Below are 18,858 nucleotides of genomic sequence, written 5' to 3'. Positions count from 1 at the left end.
AAGGGTAGAATGACATGAACAATCCCGTAAAGAAGCCGGCCTGGGCCGGCACGACGTTACGCCTCGATCCGTCCCGCTTTCCCCAGCAGGTCAGCTACGCCATCCATGATTGTTCGGATGACGTGAATATCACTATCGACGAACGCGGCGCGGTGCTGCGCAAAGTCCTGCCTTCCAGCGGGCTGCCGCTGTCGATTGCGCTGCCGAAGCGCGTCTTCAAGGGTGTCGCCGCCCGCGCCATCGACCATGGCGACGGTGAGGTTACCGTCACGCTCGAGCTGCACCACGCCGATCCCGAGCTCTGCATCCCGCTGCTCGTCGCCCATGATCTCAGCGATATCGCCGCCGACTGGCGCAGCTGGTCGGAAGCCTTCCGCATTCCAATGCTGATGGTCGAGGCCGACGGCGTCGCCCGTCCGCTCGAAGATCATATCGGGGGCTTGCGCACCAGCGATCTCAAGCCGCGCCGCCGTCATTCCTACTTCGCCAATCGCCGCCCGCGTTTCCTCGTGCGCCGCACCACCGGCCAGCTCGGCGTCGCCATGCGGATCGAAGGCAAGGAAATCATCGCCCGCCACTGAGCGATATCGCGACACTTCGTTTCGCAGCATTTCGAAACCCGGCGCCCGCGCCGGGTTCGCCGTTTCATTCATCGTCTCAATCAGGGAATGGCAAACAGCAGCGAGACGAAGAGGCCGAAGAAGATGATCAGCCCGACGCGATTGTTCGATTTGAACAGCGCCAGGCATTGGGCGGCATCCTCGATATCGAGCCGGACGATCTGCCAGGCGAACATGCCGGCCGCGCCGAGCAAGGCCAGGAAAGCGATGAGATTGGCGCCGGCGAGCGCGAAAGCCATAAACATCAGCACCAGCGTCAGCCCATAAAGGCCGATCAGCCATACTCTCGTCCTGTCGCCGAACAGGCGCGCGGTCGAGCGAACGCCGATCAGTTCGTCATCCTCCTTGTCCTGATGGGCGTAAATCGTGTCGTAACCGATCGTCCAGGCGACGGAAGCGGCATAGAGCAGGACGGACGCAAAGGAAATCCCGCCCAAAATGCCGGCCCAGCCCATCAGCGCACCCCAGGAGAAGGCAAGGCCGAGATAGAATTGCGGCCAGTCGGTGAAGCGTTTGGCGTAGGGGTAAAGCGCCACGATGCCGAGCGAGAGGACGCCGAGAAAGACGGTGAACCAGTTGAACTGCAAGAGCACGAAAAGCCCGACCAGCGCCTGCAGGCCGATGAAGATTTTCGCCCGGGCGCGCGTGACGCGGCCGGAGGGGAGCGGACGCGAACGGGTGCGCGCCACTTCCATGTCGATCTCGTGGTCGACGAGATCATTGTAGGTGCAGCCAGCGCCGCGCATGGCGACCGCGCCGATGAAATAAAGGAACAGGTGCGACACCAGCAGGCTGCCGGAATAGAGCCCCTCGCCGATCGCCGCATTGGCGGCAAGGGTCGCCGACCAGAAGCATGGCCACATCAGCAATTGCCAGCCGATCGGGCGGTCCCAGCGCGCCAGCTGCGCATAGGGCCAGAGCCATGGCGGCAGGATCCGGTAGACCCAGTTGTCGGAAGGCGCGTCGGAAACGCGGTCGTTAAGATGGTTGGTATCTTGCATGCCGCCATCTAGCGACCGGCCGGCGATCCGGTCAAGAAGCGATCTCTCTGTCTAATGCATGTCGTTATCCCGGAACCGCTACGCACTTCCGGGCGACATGCACTGGATGTTTGATGCATGTCGTTATCCCGGAACCGCTACGCACTTCCGGGCGACATGCATTGGATCACTGCAGGGAGAAATTGAACTTGTAGGTCGCCGAAACGCCGATCACGATCTGGTTCTTCGAACCGCGATCGCGCACCAGGCTGCTGTCGGCGGCCGGACCGGCCAGCCGCTTATATTCGAGGAAGGAGCTGGCCGAGAGATTTTCAGTCGCCTTCCAGGTGATGGCCGTTCCGGCGCCATAGGACTGGATGCCCGACGACGGCTTGTAAGGATCAAGGCCGCTTGCCGCGGCATGTTTGGCGCTGACGCCGTAATAGGCGTCGTAATAGCCGGCGGTGGCAAATGTCGCGCGCGGGCCGCCCGACAGCTGCAGGTTGGGCGCGATATCGGTGAAGGCATCGACGGCGAGATCGGCGACGATGCCGTCGTGGGAACGAATGCCCTGGCGGACTTCGGCGCGGGCGCGCAGGAAATCTGTGGGGTAAACCTCGACGAAGCCGCCGGCTTCCGCCCCCCATTTGACCTTCCTCAAGCCCTTCAGGTCACTGTCGTCACCGGCATCGCGCGAGGGGACGAATTTGCCGACGAGGCCGGCGCGGAAGGCGCCCTTGTCGATGAGGGCGAAGGACGGGTTGTCGTTGCGCGAGGAAAAACGCGGGCCTGCACCCTGGCGGCCGACCGAGATCAGCGGGCTGAACTTGAATTCATTATGCGACGAGCCTTCGAATTTCGGAGCGGAGAAGCCGGCGACGCCGACGCTCAGATACCAGTCGCCGGACCAGAAGGGCTGGCCGCTTTCCTGCGCGAGCGCCAAAGCTGGGGATGAAAGGGCAATAGCCAAAGAGATCGATACGACTGATCGATGAGACACGTCCGCACTCCAGAAAACGCAAAAACAAAGCCGCGGAGGGCGGCGGTGGCTACATTTATCGTGAGGTCGTTACCCCAATGTTAACCACAGCGAACAAAGGGCGCTCATGAAAGTGGTGCCGTGCGGCCCCCTCATCCGCCCTACGGGCACCTTCTCCCCGCTGGGGAGAAGGGAGAATCGAGAGGTCGCAGCATAACCCCTTCGCCCCAGCGGGGAGAAGGTGGCCCGAAGGGCCGGATGAGGGGGCCACACGGCACACCGCCAACGACCATCAGTTATCCTGAAGTCCCCCTCAGCATTCCTACCGCTGGTTCCACCGGCGAATGACCGGCTCCGTCAGATCATGTTCGTAACCGAGCACGCTGATAGAAGCCGTATCCAGCGAGAAATATGCGCCGCCTTCCGGCGGCAGGCCGAGCCAGCGGGCGGCGAGCACGCGCAGGAAATGCGAACTGGAGAAAATCAGGATGGTGCCGGTGGCCTCGCGAAGCGCATGGATGACGGCGTCGGCGCGAGCGCCGACATCGGCGGCGAACTCGCCGTTCGGGCAGCCGTCGCGAAAGAGCTGCCAGCCCGGGCGGGCGGCCAGGATCGCTTTGGTGGTGATGCCTTCATAGGCGCCGTAATCCCATTCGGCGAGATCCTCCCTGATCACCGCGCCCGATCCGAAACCGGCGAGCGCGCAGGTCGTGCGGGCCCGCGCCGATGGGCTCGACCAGACGGCGGAGAAGGAAAGGCCGGAAAGCCGTTCGGTCAGCTTACGGGCGGCGGCCTCGCCGTTCACAGTCAGGGGAATATCGCTGCGGCCGGTATGGCGCCCGGACAGGCTCCATTCGGTTTCGCCGTGGCGGACCAGATAGATCTCGGGAAACGCACTGCTCATCGGCATGCCCTTTCATTATGACCGGCACGGGTGCCACCGCTCAGAAGGTCACCTTTTCGAGCGGGGGGCGCCTCGCCTCGAATTCCTTCAGCTTGGCTTCGTTGCGCGCAATGTAATTGCGGTTGTCGGGAACGGTGAACTGGTTCTTGGCGATCTGGATCTGCAGGATGAAGAGTTCGTCCCAGCGGAAGCCGATTTCCGAGCCGGCCAGATAGAATTCCCACATGCGGAAGAACTGCTCGTCGTAAAGCGCCACCGCTTCGGCCTTGCGCGCCACGAAGCGCTCGCGCCAGTGGCGCAGCGTATAGGCATAATGCATCGGCAGGATTTCAACATCCCGGACCAGCAGCCCGGCCTTTTCGAGCGGCGGCACGACTTCGCCGACGGACGGGATATAACCGCCGGGAAAAATATACTTTTCGATGAAGGCGTTGGTGCCGAAGGCCGGCCTCGGACGGCCGATCGAATGCAGCACCATGACGCCGTTATCGTCGAGCAGATCAGCTACCTTGCGGAAGAAGTTAGGGTAATTGCCGATCCCGACATGTTCGAACATGCCGACCGAGACGATGCGGTCGAACTTTTTGCCGGTCATGCTGCGATAATCCTGCAGCTCGAAACGTATCCGATCGTCAAGGCCGCGCTTTGCAGCCCGGTCACGCGAGACCTTCAGCTGTTCTTCGCTGAGCGTGATGCCGGTAAAATCGGCGCCTTCGGTCGCCTCCGCCAGATACATGCCCATGCCGCCCCAGCCCGAGCCGATCTCCAGGATCCGCTGGTTGGGCTCAAGGAGAAGCTTGGCGGCGATATGGCGTTTCTTGGCAAGCTGCGCCTCGTCGAGACCGATGCCCGGCGGGTCGAAATAGGCGCAGGAATATTGCCAGTCCTCATCGAGGAAAAGATCGAAGAGCTTGGCCGACAGGTCGTAATGATGGGCGACATTGTGCTTGTTGCGATTGACCGGCAGGCGGCTCTTCAGCTGCTGCAACGCAATGCGACCGAGAAGCAGTGCCGCCATCTTGAAATCGAAGATTTCGTTGGTGGTGTTCTGCTTCACCAGCGACAGGAAATCATAGATGTTGCCCTGTTCGAGAATGAACCGGCCCTGCATGTACATTTCCCCGAGCTTCATCGTCGGGTCGCGGCGGATGGCGTCTTCGGCCTCCTGATCGGCAAGCCGGGCGACCACCATGTCGCCGGTGCCGTCGCCGATCATATGAGTGTCGCCATTGGCAAGGGTAAGTTTCAACGAACCCTTGCGGATGATTTGCTGGACGATCGATAAGAAAGCCGACGCCATGGACGCCTCGCAAATGTGACAGGATGGTCACATCAACTTAGGCGATCTCTTTCGCCTTACAAGCGCCGGATTTAGCACTCTGTAAAGAACGCTGCCAAACTGTTGCATTTTTGCCGAAATGCCAGCTAAGCCCTTATTTTCGCTTCATCGCTTCGGCCAGCGCGGCGCCGAAGGCACCCTGGCTCTCCTGTTTCGGCGCGGCCGGCCGTCTTTCGTTCTGCGGCCGCGAGCCCTGGTTTCCGCGAGAATCACCACGCGGCGGCGGTGCTGCAGAACCGTCATCCCGTTTCATCGACAGAGCGATGCGCTTGCGCTTGGCGTCGACCTCGACGACCCGCACCTTGACGACGTCACCAGCCTTGACGACCTCGTGCGGATCCTTGACGAAACGGTCGGCGAGCTGAGACACATGCACCAGGCCATCCTGGTGCACGCCGATATCGACGAAGGCGCCGAAGGCGGCGACATTGGTCACCGTGCCTTCCAGCACCATGCCGGGCTTGAGATCGGAAATTTCATTGACGCCCTCGGCGAAGGTCGCGGTCTTGAAGCTCGGACGCGGGTCGCGGCCGGGCTTTTCCAGTTCCGAGAGGATGTCTTTCACCGTCGGCAGGCCGAATTTCTCGTCGATGAACTGGCGCGGATCAACAGATTTCAAGACGGCGCTGTCGCCCATCAGCGCGCGCAGATCGCGGCCGCAGGCGGCGACGATCTTCTTGGCGACGCCATAGGCTTCCGGATGGACGGAGGAGGCATCGAGCGGCTCCTTGCCGTTGGGGATGCGCAGGAAGCCGGCACATTGCTCGAAGGTGCGCCCGCCAAGTCTTGCGACCTTCAACAGATCGCGCCGGGTCTCGAAACGGCCCTCGCTGTCGCGGTGGCGGACGATGGCATCGGCGATCGAGGGGCCGAGGCCGGAGACGCGGGACAGCAGCGGCGCCGACGCGGTGTTGAGATCGACGCCGACGGCATTCACCGCGTCTTCCACCACGGCATCGAGCGAACGCGACAGCTTCTGCTGGTCGACATCGTGCTGATACTGGCCGACGCCGATCGACTTCGGCTCGATCTTGACGAGTTCGGCCAAGGGATCCTGCAGGCGCCGCGCGATGGAGACGGCACCGCGCAGCGACACGTCGAGATCGGGAAACTCGGCCGCTGCGGTTGCCGAGGCGGAATAGACCGAGGCGCCGGCTTCCGAGACGATGACCTTGGTCGGCTTCGGCGCCGGAAGCTCAGCCAGCATGTCGGCCACCAGCTTTTCGGTCTCGCGGCTGCCGGTGCCGTTGCCGATCGAGATCAGCTCGACATTGTGCTTGCGGATCAGCGATGCGAGCTCGATCTGGGCGCCGCGCACGTCGTTCCGCGGCTGGAAGGGACAGACCGTCGATGTCGCAACCACCTTGCCGGTGCCGTCGACGACGGCGACCTTGACGCCGGTGCGGATGCCGGGATCGAGGCCCATCGTCGCGCGCGAGCCGGCGGGTGCCGCCAGCAGCAGATCCTTGAGATTGCGGGCGAAGACATGGATCGCCTCTTCTTCGGCCCTCTCACGCAGTTCGCGCATCAGGTCGAGCGAGAGCGACATGGAGAGCTTGACGCGCCAGGTCCAGCTTGCGACCTCCATCAGCCAGCGGTCGCCGGGGCGGCTCGCACCGATCTCGTAGGCGGCAGCGATCATGCGTTCGACCGGCTTGTTCGGCGAGAGGGTCTCGGCGTCGGCCTCGATCGTCAGCGTCAGCACCTCCTCGTTCCAGCCGCGCAGCATGGCGAGCGCACGGTGGCCGGGCGCGGTCGCCCAGCGTTCGGAATGGTCGAAATAATCGGAAAACTTTTCGCCCGCCGCCTGCTTGCCGTCGACGACCCTGGCCTTCAGCAGGGACGCCTGGCGCATGTGGGCGCGCAATCTGCCGAGCAGGTCGGCATTTTCGGCAATACCTTCGGCGATGATGTCGCGCGCGCCTTCGAGCGCCGTCTTTACGTCAGTCACATCGGCGGTGATGAAGCCTTCGGCGAGCACCGCCGGCTCCCGGCCGCGCTCGGCCAGGATCGCCTCGGCAAGCGGGCCGAGGCCGCGTTCGCGGGCGATTTCGGCGCGGGTGCGGCGCTTCGGCTTGTAGGGCAGATAGAGATCCTCGAGCTCGGCCTTGGTTGCGGCGCCCGCGACCTTGGTCATCAACTCGTCGGTCATCTTGCCCTGGGCGGTGATCGATTCGACGATCGTGTCGCGCCGAGCCTCGAGTTCGCGCAGATAGACCAGCCGCTCGGCGAGATCGCGCAGTTGCGTGTCATCGAGCCCGCCCGTCACTTCCTTGCGGTAGCGGGCGATGAAGGGCACGGTGGCGCCCTCGTCGAGCAGCTCGATGGCGGCTTTGGCCTGGTCCGGCCGGGCGTTGATTTCGGCCGAGATACGGGCTGCGAGAAAGCGGAGGTCAGCGGCCATGGGATTTCCTGTTCCGACGAAAGTTGCGGGACCATAGCGGCGAAAAGCGGCAAGGCAATGCCCGACTGTGGTTTCCACAGCGGAAGTTGATGGAATCAAGGATCATCGGCATTGTGCCGTGTGGCCCCCTCATCCGACCCTACGGGCCACCTTCTCCCCGCTGGGGAGAAGAGGGGAGCAGCCGCGTGCCTCTCTTTCCACTGCAGACGTTTCTAGGAAAAAGAGACGTTGCCACGATTCCCCTTCTCCCCAGCGGGGAGAAGATGCCGCAGGCAGATGAGGGGGCCACTCGGCACAACGCCTACCAATCGTCCACCCTTCGCGCTCCGCCGTTTTTGCGGTTGTGCAGATGCGGCATTCTTTGATAGCAGAAGCAACGTTTTTGGATCGCCCTGCCCGCGGGCGCAAGGAAAAGAGTGACATGCCAAACCTTCTTCTCGAACTCCGCTCCGAAGAGATTCCGGCCCGCATGCAGCGCAAGGCTGCCGGCGACCTGAAGAAGCTCGTCACCGATGCGCTTGTCGAAGCGGGTCTGTCCTATGAGGGCGCGCGCGAATATTGGACGCCGCGCCGGCTGGCGCTCGATATTCACGGCCTGACGGCGCGCTCCGCCGACGTGCGCGAGGAACGCAAGGGACCGCGCACCGACGCCAATGAGAAGGCAATCGAAGGCTTTCTGCGCGGCGCCGGCCTGTCGTCGGTCTCCGAGGCGCAGGTGGTGAGCGATCCGAAGAAGGGTGATTTCTACGTCGCGGTGATTTCAAAGCCTGGCCGCGCGACGGAAGAGATCGTCGCCGAAGTCATGCCGGGCATCATCCGCGATTTTCCCTGGCCGAAATCGATGCGCTGGGGCAAGGCATCGTCCAGGCCCGGCGCGCTTCGCTGGGTGCGGCCGCTGCAGTCGATCGTCTGCACCTTCGGCCCGGAGCATGAAGAAACTACCGTCATTCCCTTCGAGATCGACGGCCTCACCGCTTCCAACATCACCTATGGCCATCGCTTCCATGCGCCCGAGGCGATCACGGTGCGACGCTTCGACGATTATGCGGCGAGCCTGGAAAAGGCCAAGGTCATCCTCGATGCCGAGCGGCGCAAGGACATCATCCTGCACGACGCCCGCGACATCGCCTTCGCCAATGGCCTCGAACTGGTGGAAGACGAAGGCCTGCTGGAGGAAGTCTCCGGTCTCGTCGAATGGCCGCAGGTGCTGATGGGCAGCTTCGAGGAGGATTATCTCTCCATTCCCTCGGAGATCATCCGGCTGACGATCAAGACCAATCAGAAGTGCTTCGTTACCCGCAAACAGGGTGAAGAGACGCTTTCGAACAAATTCATCCTGGTCTCCAATATCCAGGCGCATGACGGCGGCAAGGAAATCGTCCACGGCAACGGCAAGGTGGTGCGGGCCCGGCTTTCGGACGCGCTGCATTTCTGGAAGCGCGACCAGGGCAACCTGCCGGATCTTGAGACGCTCGAGGCATCTGCCGCAAAATTCGGCCTCGACCTGAAGCAGCCGCTCGACCAGCGCATGGCCAAGCTCGATGCGCTCGACGTCACCTTCCATGCCAAGCTTGGCACGCAGGGAGCCCGCGTCGCCCGCATTCGGGCGCTGGCATCGGAGCTGGCGAAAATTACCGGCGCGGACGCGGCTCTCGTGGATCGCGCTGCCGTGCTCGCCAAGGCCGACCTGCGCACCGAGGCTGTCGGAGAATTCCCGGAATTGCAGGGCTTGATGGGCCGTAAATATGCGGTGCTGCAGGGCGAGAATGCCTCGGTTGCCGCGGCGATCGAGGATCACTACAAGCCGCAAGGCCCATCGGACCGCGTGCCGGAGGACAAGGTAGCGATCACGGTCGCTCTTGCGGATAAGCTCGATACGCTGATCGGCTTCTGGGCGATCGATGAAAAGCCGACAGGCTCCAAAGATCCCTTCGCTCTGCGCCGCGCCGCACTCGGTGTCGTCAGAATCCTGCTGGAGCGCAGGGTTCGCCTGCCGCTCCTGGCGACATCAAAGGACACCGATCTCCTCTCCTTCTTCCACGACCGTCTCAAGGTCTATCTGCGCGACCAGGGCGCCCGTCACGATCTCATCGACGCCGTGCTGACGCCTGAAGCCGACGACCTGCTGATGGTGGCGCGCCGCGTCGAAGCACTGACGGCCTTCATCACCTCCGAGGACGGCAAGAACCTGCTTGCCGGCACCAAGCGCGCGACGCAGCTGCTCGCCGCCGAGGAGAAGAAGGGCACCGTGATCGCCGACGCCGTTTCGCCCGCCCTTCTGAAGCTCGATGCCGAAAAGGAACTGTTTGCGGCAATATCGGCCGCATCGAAGGAGGCGGCTGATGCCGTCGCCGGAGAAGATTTCCGCTCGGCGATGGCAGCACTTTCCAAGCTGCGCGGCCCGGTCGACCGCTTCTTCGAAGACGTGCTCGTCAACGACGAAGACGCCGCCATCCGGGCCAACCGCCTCGCCTTGCTGCGGCTGATCCGCGAAGCGACAGGAACGGTGGCGGATTTCTCGAAGATTTCGGGTTGACGTTCTGCTCTTTGCAGTAGGCCCTCAAAACAAGAATGCACCCCCGCTGCTCATCGAGGGTGCATTCGCTCCACCGAGGTGGAACCCCAAACGATCGGAACCTTGATCAGGCGGGGCAGGGAACCTTATCTTGCGATGGCGGAATTGCCTTGGAAACGTAGCTTGAATTCGGAGGTGTCGAGGCCCGCCGGCTGTTCGGCCATGCCGGCCACAACGGGCTTGGCATCGCCGCCGATGACGGCCGCGGTCTTCGCGTTCATGTCGATCCCGTCTGCGGGCGGTGCCGGCGGGACAGCGGCAACCATCGCCTCCGGGGTCGCCTTGCTGACGAAGAGAACGGGCGAGCCGCCCATCCAGCCTTCGGTGCGATAGATCTTCTTTTCGCCGCCGACATCGCGGACTTCGCTCGCCTGAAGGACGCCGGGCTTCAGTTCCGGCACCGTATAGTCCTTTTTGGTCGCATCGGCCTGCAACGGCGGGCAATCGGCACAGCTTTCAGTGACGATACTTCCGTCAGCGCGCGGGGCAGCCGTACCGACCACCTCGATCGAGGAGGCCATCACCGGGCCTGCCATCAGCAGGACTGCCGCACCGAAGAAAATCTGACGCATCAACGCACCTCCGTCTTACCGTAGGAGCGGTATAACGCAGCTTTGTTTCCATCCCGTCAGAGGAAAGGGTAAAAATTTAAAGAACGTGCCGGTTTATACTTTGTCCGAGCCAGTCTCGCGCTCGATTGCCCGCCAGCCGATGTCGCGCCGGCAGAAGCCGTTTTCCCACTTCACCCTGTCGAGCAGCGCGTAGGCGCGGTCCTTGGCCGCGGCGACCGTGCCACCCGATGCGGTGACGTTGAGCACGCGGCCGCCGGTCGCAACCAGCGCGCCGTCCTTCAAAGCCGTGCCGGCATGAAACACCTTCTCGCCCTCGCCGGCATCCGGCAGCGAGAGGATCGGCGTGTTCTTCTCGTAGGCGGCGGGATAACCCTTGGAGGCCATGACCACCGTCAGGGCCGGATCGTCGCTCCATTCGGCTTTCACCTGATCGAGCGTACCGTTGGCGGTGGCGAGCAGCAGCGGCAGCAGATCGCTCTTCAACCGCATCATCATCACCTGGCATTCGGGATCACCGAAGCGGACATTGTATTCGATCAGCTCCGGTCCTTTCGCGGTGATCATCAGCCCGGCGAAAAACACGCCGGAGAAGGGATGACCGCTCTCGGCCATGCCGCGCATCGTCGGTTCGATGATCTCCTTCATGGTGCGCTCGACCATCTCGGCGGTCATCACAGGGGCCGGCGAATAGGCGCCCATGCCGCCGGTGTTGACGCCGGTATCGCCCTCGCCCACCCGCTTGTGATCCTGAGCGGTTGCAAGCGGCAGCGCATGTTTTCCATCGCAGAGGCAGAAGAAGCTCGCCTCTTCGCCATCGAGATAGGCTTCGACGACGACTTCGGCCCCAGCCGCGCCGAAGGCGCCCTCGAAGCAGTCGTCGACGGCATCAAGCGCCTCATCCAGCGTCATCGCCACCGTCACGCCCTTGCCGGCGGCAAGGCCGTCGGCCTTGACGACGATCGGCGCGCCCTGAGCGCGGATATAGGCCTTGGCCTTCGGTGCATTGTTGAAGCGCTGGTAGGCGCCGGTGGGAATGCCGTAGCGGGCGCAGATATCCTTGGTGAAGCCCTTGGAACCTTCGAGCTGGGCAGCGCCGGCCGAGGGGCCGAAAACCACAAGGCCATCGGCGCGCAGCCGGTCGGCGAGGCCGGCCACCAGCGGCGCCTCCGGGCCGACGACGACGAAATCGATCGCCTTGTCCTTGCAGAAGGCGGCCACTGCCTCGTGATCCTCGATATTCACAGGCACGAGGACGGCATGTTCGCCAATGCCGGGATTGCCGGGTGCGGCATAGAATTCGCTCAGCAACGGCGATTGCGCCAGCTTCCAGGCGAGCGCATGCTCGCGTCCGCCCGATCCGATCAACAGAACCTTCATGCGCCACCCTTTCCTTTTGCCTCTGGCGGTTAAGGGCCAAGGGGCGAAAGGTCAAGCGCGAAAGCTTACCAGCCTCCCCCGCCGCCGCCGCCGCCACCGCCGCCGGACGAGCCGCCGCCGGAAAAACCGGAGGATGAACTCGACGGCGGCGGCGCGGGTATGGTCGAGGCGATGGTCGAGGCCATCGACGAGGAAAAGCCGCCGATGCGATCGGAGAAGCTGCCGCTGTTGAAATTGCCGGAATACCAGCCGGGCGCATAGGCCGCGGCCGCACCGGCGGCAGCGGCCGCAAGCCAGGCCTCGAAGGTGCGCGACCAGGGTTTTTCGACGCCGAGCGCCACCGCATAGGGCAGCAACGTCTCGAAATGCTGCGGCGACATCTGCGGAGCGCCAGCCGTGTTCATCCGGTCTTTCTCGGCCAGCGTCAGATATTGGCGCAGGCCGTCTATCCCGTCCATCATCCTGGCGCCAAGCGGCGTCGGTGCGCCCATGATGAAGAAATACAGGATGTTGAGCAGCACGATGCCGCCGACGGCAAAGAGCATGGGCGTTTCGTGCAGCTTCACCAGCGAGGAGGCGAGCGCCAGGACCATGGCCGACAGGATGCCGATGCCGACGAAAACGCCGATCGCCGCGGCGATGATGGCAATGATCTTGCCGAACAGCGAACTGCCGCGATGCAGCGACCGGACGAAGCCGGCAACGAAAACCGCAACGAAAACCGAGATGGCAGTCGGGATCAGTATCAGCGCGATCGTGTCCGGCTCCAGCGACCCAAAGACGAACAGCGTCACCAGGGCGGCGGCGCTGAGCGCGATGCCGCCTATGGTATAGCCGAGGTTGGCATTGTAATATTTGCCACGGTGTTCCTTCTCGATCGCCGAACGGAAGGACTGGCCGACGGATTTCACTCGCTCGCCATTGGCCTTGTCGATCGTCAGCGTTCTGCCTTCACCGCCGGCGACCCTCAGCAGCTCGATCTCGCCGGCCTGGAATTTCTCCTTGCCGAGCGCTTTGCCGGTGCCGCGGATGACGATCGAATTCTTCAGGTCTTCGAGTTTGACGTAACCACGGACCGCCAGATTGAGCGCCGTGGCGGAAAGCGCCGTCCAGCCCCCCCCGGAAAATCCCTTATTGTCGATGTAGTTGACCAGCGCCGGCGAGATACCGTCAGGCGCGTCCCAGCGCGGCACGACGACGCCGCGGGCAGGATCGCGGCCGACCTTCAGCCATGATCTGAGATAATAGGCGAAAACCAGGATCAGGCCGCCGAAGCCGATGAAATAATCACGGTTGTCCTTGATCCACCAGTTGCTTTCCATATCGGCGCTCGGCGGATCGATCGAGCCCTTCGGCATGCGGATCGCGAAAGTTAGCCCTTCCTTGGCATCGAGCGGCGCGGTGGTGGAAAAGGTAAGGCCGGCCCCGTTGTCGCTGACGCTGGCGTCCTTTCCCCTGGCGCCCTGAGGGCCGGTGAAGAAGACGGTCTCCGTCGCCCTGACACCAGGCGGCAGCGTCACCGTCGCCGTGGCCGAGCGGATCGGGAAGAGCCAGCCATTGCCGGTGACGTTCCAGTAAAGTTCGTCATGATCGTCGAAATAGCGGATCTGGCGGTTGGTCTTGTAGGTGAAGACATAGCGGTGGCGGCCCGGCATCACCGTCACCTCGGCGGAGCCGGCATAGATGCGGATGCCGTCCGAAATCGATTCAGTGTGCCAGGGCTCGTCCGCGCCGTCGCGGGTGACCGACACCATATCGAAATCGACGCTGCGGCGGCGGCCTGCGGCATCGGTGAAATAGAGCGGGAAATCACGGAAGATGCCGTGATTGATCCGGTTGCCCTCGGCATTGACGGTAATCGTTTCCGTCACTGTCATCGCACCGCTCTTTTCGAGCGCGATGTCGGCGGCGAAGCTGTCGATCACCTCGGCGGCAAAGGCCGCCGGCGCGGCAAACATCAAGAGCAGTGCAAAACAAAATCCGAAAAACCGACGCCCCATCCCTGTCTCCCGCCGGCAGCCTCGGCTGCTTCTCCTCAATCATTGTCCTGATATGTCACGCCGAGGGCGGCAAGCGTCCGCCAATAGGCGGGGTAGGTCTTGCCGACGCAATCGGGATCGAGAATGGTGATGCCGTCGATCTTCAACCCGGCGAGCGCGAAACTCATGGCGATGCGATGATCGGCAAAGGTATCGATCTCGGCCGGCAGGCGTTTTCCCGCAAGGGCCGGATCGGACCTTACGATCAGATCGTCGCCCTCTTCACGGGCAAGGCCGGGAAGGATGCGGTTGAGGCCGGAGGAAAGCGCCCGGATGCGGTCGCATTCCTTGACGCGCAGATTGGCGATACCGACGAAGCGGACCGGCGTCGCGTTGAAGGCGGCGAGCACGGCCAGCGTCGGAACCGCATCCTGCATCTGCGAACCGTCGATTTCGGCGGGCAACTGCGGAAAACGGGCGATCATGTCATAGGCGCGGGCATCCGGCTGCGAAAAGGCGTCGGCGGGAACACCGAGATCGATCGCGCCGCCGGTCAGCACTTCGGCGGCCCATAGATAGGTCGCAGCCGAGGCGTCAGGCTCAACGATGAAGTCGGCGGCACTGTAGCCGGTCGGCTCGACGCGCCAGGTGACCGGGCTGATCTTTTCGACCCTGGCGCCGAAGGCCTTCATCGCCGCGGTGGTCAGATCGATATAGCCGAGCGCGCCGATATCCTCGCCGACGAGTTCGATATCGACCGGCCGGTCGCCGCCGGCCGCCATCATCAGCAGCGCCGAGACATACTGGCTGGAGAGGCCGCCATCGATGCGAATGCGGTCGGCCTGGAAGCGGCCGGTGCCTTTGACGGTAACCGGCGGGCAGCCGGTTTCGGCGGTGACATCGATGCCGAGCGTGCGCATCGCCTCGACCAGCGGACCGATCGGGCGTTTGCGCATATGTTCGTCGCCATCGACGACAACGGTGCCGTCGACCAGGGCAGCCGCTGCCGTCAGGAAGCGTGTCGCCGTGCCGGCATTGCCGAGGAAAAGCGACGCCTTCGGCGGCTGCAGCCTGCCGCTGCCGGTGACGACGAAGGTGGTGTCGTCGGGCTCGTCGATCGCAACACCCATCGCACGCAGCGCATCGGCCATATAACGCGTATCGTCACTCTTCAGCGCACCGGTCAGCCGGCTCGTGCCCTTGGCAAGGCCGGCGAGCAGCAGGGCGCGATTGGTAATCGACTTGGACCCCGGCGGCATGGCGCGGCCCGAAAGCGGCCGGCCCGGCGGGATGATCGTGAGTTTGGCTGTGCGTGTCATGCTAAGTCTTCCGTATAGGCGAGCCTTCGGCCGCAATCTGCCCCTGCTCTTAATCGCTTTTTCGCAAAGGCAAAATGCCGGATCGTCAGAATTTGACGCTCGGGACGGCGCGATCGGCCTCATTGGTGATCTCGAAATACTCGCGCTTCGCAAAACCGAACTGGCCGGCGACGAGATTGGAGGGGAAGCTTTCGACCTTGACGTTCAGGTCTCGGGCCGCACCATTGTAATAACGCCGCGCCATCTGCAACTCGCCTTCCATAGTTTCCAGCGAAGCCTGGAGCTCGGCAAAATTCTGGTTGGCCTTCAGATCCGGATAGGCCTCGGCGAGCGCGATGACCCGCCCCAGCGCCTGGCCGAGCAACCCCTCCGCCTGCGCCCTGCCCGCGACATCGCCCGATGGCACGGCCTGCGCCTTGTTGCGCAGCGCAACTACCTCTTCGAGCGTCGACTTCTCATGGGCAGCATAACCCTTGACCGTTTCGATCAGGTTCGGGATCAGATCGGCGCGGCGCTTGAGCTGCACGTCGATGCCCGACCAGGCTTCCTCCGCCATCTGCCGGGAACGAACAAGGCCGTTGTAGATGAAGACGACGTAGAGCGCGATGACAACAATGACGCCAAGTGCAATATACATCGCGAATCCCCGCAGCGAAGTAATGTTCGCGCGGAGACTACGCGGGATTGCCGGCTTTCGTCAAACGCCGATATCGGCAAGGATTCGGGCCGTCGTCTGCTCCGGCGAAAGGTCCGTCGTATCCATTTCGATGGTGCGTTCAGCCAGTCCACGCAACAGCTTATAGTTTGCCCGGAGCTGTTGCAGCCTCGCCGTATCCGTCAACTTGAGCGCCTCTGATCGGCCGGGAGAGATGAGGCGTCTGGCATTCTCCTCCGGGGCGCAATCGAGGAGAACCGCGACAAGATCCGCGCCTCTGGCGGCAGCCAGATCGAGATACCAGGAAAACATTGCACTATCGTGCTCGTCGTCCGCCAGAGCATCGGTAAAGACGAAGCTTTCAGCCGGATCGGCGCGCACGGCGTGGTCAAATACCGCTCGTCGAATCTGCTCACGCAGTGATGCATGCAAAGGGTTGCCGCGGGCGAAAAGAGCTTCGGCAGGATTGAGCAGTGTATGATTGTCGATGAGGCGCGCGCCGAGCCTTTTTGCCAGCAAGCGACCGACAGTCAGCTTTCCAGTGCCCGGCCAGCCGTTGATATGGATGATACGGCCGACAGGGTTTTGCGTCACGCCGCCTCTTTGCCCAGGTTGACGCCGCCGGCGTCGGTCAGCAGGAAGGCTTCGCCGCAGGCCTTGGCGAGCGTACGCACCCGCAGAATATAGCTCTGGCGCTCGGTCACCGAGATGACGCCGCGAGCGTCGAGCAGGTTGAAGACGTGGCTGGCCTTGATGCATTGGTCATAGGCCGGGAAGACGCATTTGTGCAGGCGCTGGTTGGCGTTGTCACCGGGAGCGCCGGCATCGAGCAGCGCCCGGCATTCCTTCTCGGCATCGACGAAGTGGCGATGCAGCATCTCGGTATTGGCGAATTCGAAATTGTGACGCGAATATTCCTGCTCGGCCTGCAGGAAGACGTCGCCATAGCTGATCTTCTCGTCGCCCTCGCGGCCGTTGAAGTTCAGGTCGTAGACATTGTCGACGCCCTGGACATACATGGCGAGGCGCTCGAGGCCATAGGTCAGTTCGCCCGCGACCGGCGCGCATTCGATGCCGCAGACCTGCTGGAAATAGGTGAACTGCGAGACTTCCATGCCATCGCACCAGCATTCCCAGCCAAGGCCCCAGGCGCCGAGCGTCGGGCTTTCCCAGTCGTCCTCGACGAAGCGGATGTCGTGCAGCAGCGGATCGAGACCGATCGCCGCCAGCGAGCCGAGATAAAGCTCCTGCAGATTGGGCGGGTTCGGCTTCAGGATGACCTGGTACTGGTAATAATGCTGCAGGCGGTTGGGATTTTCGCCATAACGTCCGTCGGACGGCCTGCGGGACGGCTGGACGTAAGCGGCCTTCCACGGCTTGGGGCCGAGGGCACGCAGCGTGGTGGCCGGGTGGAAGGTGCCGGCGCCGACTTCCATGTCGTAGGGCTGCAGCACCGCGCAACCCTTGTCCGCCCAGTAGCTATGCAGGGTCAGGATCAGCGCCTGAAAGGAGCGCTTCGGGTTCATATGGTCTGGGATGGCTGACATGGGATGGCACCGATTGCTTGGGAATTATCGGCGCGACAGGTGCCATGGTGGACCGCAGGGGTCAAGGGTTTTGCGAGCGAGCCGGCGCCGTGTGGAGAGGGTCTCTGCCCCTCACCCTAGCCGACCGGGGTCGAGCCGCGGGTCTCTCCCCGTCCTCCGAACCCCCGTTCCGACGGGAAGAGGGAACCTGCCCTGTGAAACGTCGGTGAGGGACGGAGAGGTTGCGGCATCTCCCCTTCGCCCCAGCGGGGAGAAGATGCCGGCAGGCAGATGAGGGGGGAGCGGCAAAGCCGCGAATGCACTGAGCGCAGGCGAAGGGCAATGAATGGCGTGCCGTGTAGCCCCTCATCCGACCCTTCGGGCCACCTTCTCCCCGCTGGGGAGAAGGGAGAATCGGCGCCTATTCCTCATCCCGCTTCAGCCGATATTCCCCGGTCACCGGGTCCTTGACCAGCGTGCCGATCGCGCCGGTCTGGCGCTCTTTTTCGGCGCGGCGTGACTTTTCGGCGAGCTTGCGGGCATCGGAGACGAAGCGGCGGTAGAGCCACCAGGCTGAGAAGACCAGGACCAGGATCGTGATAAGCTGTGCCATTCCCCTCTCCCGCCCTCCTTAAAGCCCGAAGCGGCTCCACAATGCCCTTTCTTCGGCCGCTTCGACAAGCCCTGTCGCAAGACCGGATGCGGCACTTTCGAGTGTAACAGGCGATACGCCGGGAATGCGGCGGCCGAACAGGCCGCGGCCGGCGGTGACGAGTTCCAGCTTGGTCTTCTGGCCGTAGCGCCGCTTCAACTCCTGGCGCATGTCGCCGAGCCCGTCGACGAGGCCGAGCTCGAGGCCGCGGGTGCCGCTCCAGAACAGGCCGGAGAAGACCGCCGCATCGTCCTTCAGCTTGCCGGCGCGGCGCTCGCGCACCATGGCGATGAAGACCTGGTGGATTTCGAGCTGCAGGCTCTTCAGATACTCGATGTCCTTTTCTTTTTCCGGCTGGAACGGATCGAGGATCACCTTGTTCTCACCGGCGGTATAGACGCGGCGCTCGACGCCGATCTTCTTCAACAGTTCGGGAAAACCGAAACCGCCGGAGACGACGCCGATCGAGCCGACGATCGAGGTGGCGTCGGCGATGATCTCGTCGCCGGCAAGCGCGATCATGTAGCCGCCGGAGGCCGCGACATCCTCGACGAAAACCAGCACCTTCTTCTGCTTCTCGCGGGCGAGTTCGCGAATGCGGGTGAAGATCAGCCGGGACTGGACGGGCGAACCGCCCGGCGAATTGATTGTTATGGCAACCGCCGGCGCGTCCTTCATGGCGAAGGCCTTTTCCAGAACCGGGGAAACATTGGCGAGATTGAGAGCCGGCCGGAATTGACCGCCGCCGCTGACGATTGCGCCCTGCAGCCGGACGACCGGGATGGTGAGACCATCCTTGCGGAACCGTTTCGGCAGCAGTTTTCTCAACAATCCGGCCATCTCTCATCCTTCGCTTGGCGTCGTCCGATCGTCAATCGCGATCGGCATCCATGTATGCGCTGGAACGACAAACGCAATGGCCGCGTTCTGGAAAACATGCAGTTTGATTTTCTTGTTGCGAATGACTTGCATTATCA

General features: G+C 63.1%; 16 protein-coding genes. 2 read left to right on the top strand and 14 right to left on the bottom strand.

Translation table 11 applies throughout. The features are described from left to right. Positions 1-14: 14 nt before the first annotated feature. Positions 15-581: a DUF6101 family protein gene (locus RHEC894_RS04505; protein ID WP_010066354.1), complete on the top strand. Its 567-nt coding sequence runs from the start codon at positions 15-17 to the stop codon at positions 579-581. Between the two features lie 80 nt (positions 582-661). Here RHEC894_RS04505 and ubiA read toward each other — a convergent pair whose 3' ends face one another. The 5 genes from ubiA to RHEC894_RS04480 form a co-directional block, all read right to left on the bottom strand. Continuing rightward, complete coding sequence (gene ubiA / locus RHEC894_RS04500; protein ID WP_085736416.1) at positions 662-1,621, bottom strand: 4-hydroxybenzoate octaprenyltransferase; 960 nt, start codon at positions 1,619-1,621, stop codon at positions 662-664. A gap of 166 nt (positions 1,622-1,787) precedes the next feature. After that, a complete protein-coding gene (locus tag RHEC894_RS04495) occupies positions 1,788-2,600 on the bottom strand; it encodes a MipA/OmpV family protein (RefSeq protein WP_085736415.1) in 813 nt (270 codons plus the stop codon). A 301-nt stretch (positions 2,601-2,901) separates the two neighbouring features. Next, complete coding sequence (locus tag RHEC894_RS04490) at positions 2,902-3,483, bottom strand: histidine phosphatase family protein (protein ID WP_085738852.1); 582 nt, start codon at positions 3,481-3,483, stop codon at positions 2,902-2,904. A gap of 40 nt (positions 3,484-3,523) precedes the next feature. Continuing rightward, positions 3,524-4,783: a cyclopropane-fatty-acyl-phospholipid synthase family protein gene (locus tag RHEC894_RS04485; protein ID WP_085736414.1), complete on the bottom strand. Its 1,260-nt coding sequence runs from the start codon at positions 4,781-4,783 to the stop codon at positions 3,524-3,526. Positions 4,784-4,916: 133 nt separating this feature from the next. Next, positions 4,917-7,226, bottom strand: coding sequence for a Tex family protein (locus RHEC894_RS04480; RefSeq protein ID WP_085736413.1), 2,310 nt, complete (start codon positions 7,224-7,226; stop codon positions 4,917-4,919). A 421-nt stretch (positions 7,227-7,647) separates the two neighbouring features. On the opposite strand from RHEC894_RS04480, the gene glyS reads away from it, so the two are divergent. Beyond that, entirely contained in the window at positions 7,648-9,762 is a 2,115-nt protein-coding gene (gene glyS / locus RHEC894_RS04475; RefSeq protein ID WP_085736412.1) for a glycine--tRNA ligase subunit beta, read from the top strand. A gap of 125 nt (positions 9,763-9,887) precedes the next feature. Here glyS and RHEC894_RS04470 read toward each other — a convergent pair whose 3' ends face one another. The 9 genes from RHEC894_RS04470 to RHEC894_RS04430 form a co-directional block, all read right to left on the bottom strand. Further along, positions 9,888-10,373, bottom strand: coding sequence for a plant virulence effector HPE1-like domain-containing protein (locus RHEC894_RS04470; RefSeq protein ID WP_085736411.1), 486 nt, complete (start codon positions 10,371-10,373; stop codon positions 9,888-9,890). A 93-nt stretch (positions 10,374-10,466) separates the two neighbouring features. Then, positions 10,467-11,750: a phosphoribosylamine--glycine ligase gene (gene purD, locus RHEC894_RS04465; RefSeq protein ID WP_085736410.1), complete on the bottom strand. Its 1,284-nt coding sequence runs from the start codon at positions 11,748-11,750 to the stop codon at positions 10,467-10,469. A gap of 65 nt (positions 11,751-11,815) precedes the next feature. After that, complete coding sequence (locus tag RHEC894_RS04460; RefSeq protein ID WP_085736409.1) at positions 11,816-13,750, bottom strand: DUF2207 domain-containing protein; 1,935 nt, start codon at positions 13,748-13,750, stop codon at positions 11,816-11,818. A 35-nt stretch (positions 13,751-13,785) separates the two neighbouring features. Further along, positions 13,786-15,048, bottom strand: a complete 1,263-nt coding sequence (aroA, locus tag RHEC894_RS04455) for a 3-phosphoshikimate 1-carboxyvinyltransferase (protein WP_085736408.1) — start codon at positions 15,046-15,048, stop codon at positions 13,786-13,788. Positions 15,049-15,133: 85 nt separating this feature from the next. Further along, complete coding sequence (locus RHEC894_RS04450; protein ID WP_085736407.1) at positions 15,134-15,685, bottom strand: LemA family protein; 552 nt, start codon at positions 15,683-15,685, stop codon at positions 15,134-15,136. A gap of 60 nt (positions 15,686-15,745) precedes the next feature. Further along, the gene (locus RHEC894_RS04445; RefSeq protein WP_010069595.1) at positions 15,746-16,297 is read right to left on the bottom strand and encodes an AAA family ATPase; all 552 of its coding nucleotides are present in this window, start codon (positions 16,295-16,297) and stop codon (positions 15,746-15,748) included. Then, the gene (locus tag RHEC894_RS04440; protein WP_010069596.1) at positions 16,294-17,250 is read right to left on the bottom strand and encodes a glycine--tRNA ligase subunit alpha; all 957 of its coding nucleotides are present in this window, start codon (positions 17,248-17,250) and stop codon (positions 16,294-16,296) included. Before RHEC894_RS04440 ends, RHEC894_RS04445 begins: the two co-directional genes overlap by 4 nt. A 400-nt stretch (positions 17,251-17,650) precedes the next feature. After that, positions 17,651-17,842, bottom strand: a complete 192-nt coding sequence (locus RHEC894_RS04435) for a hypothetical protein (protein ID WP_003584596.1) — start codon at positions 17,840-17,842, stop codon at positions 17,651-17,653. A gap of 18 nt (positions 17,843-17,860) precedes the next feature. After that, complete coding sequence (locus RHEC894_RS04430; RefSeq protein WP_010069597.1) at positions 17,861-18,721, bottom strand: S49 family peptidase; 861 nt, start codon at positions 18,719-18,721, stop codon at positions 17,861-17,863. Positions 18,722-18,858: the final 137 nt, after the last annotated feature.

The organism is Rhizobium sp. CIAT894, assembly GCF_000172795.2.
Classification (GTDB): domain Bacteria; phylum Pseudomonadota; class Alphaproteobacteria; order Rhizobiales; family Rhizobiaceae; genus Rhizobium.
Note: the sequence above shows the minus strand (reverse complement) of the source record. Positions and strands in the feature narration are given on the sequence as shown.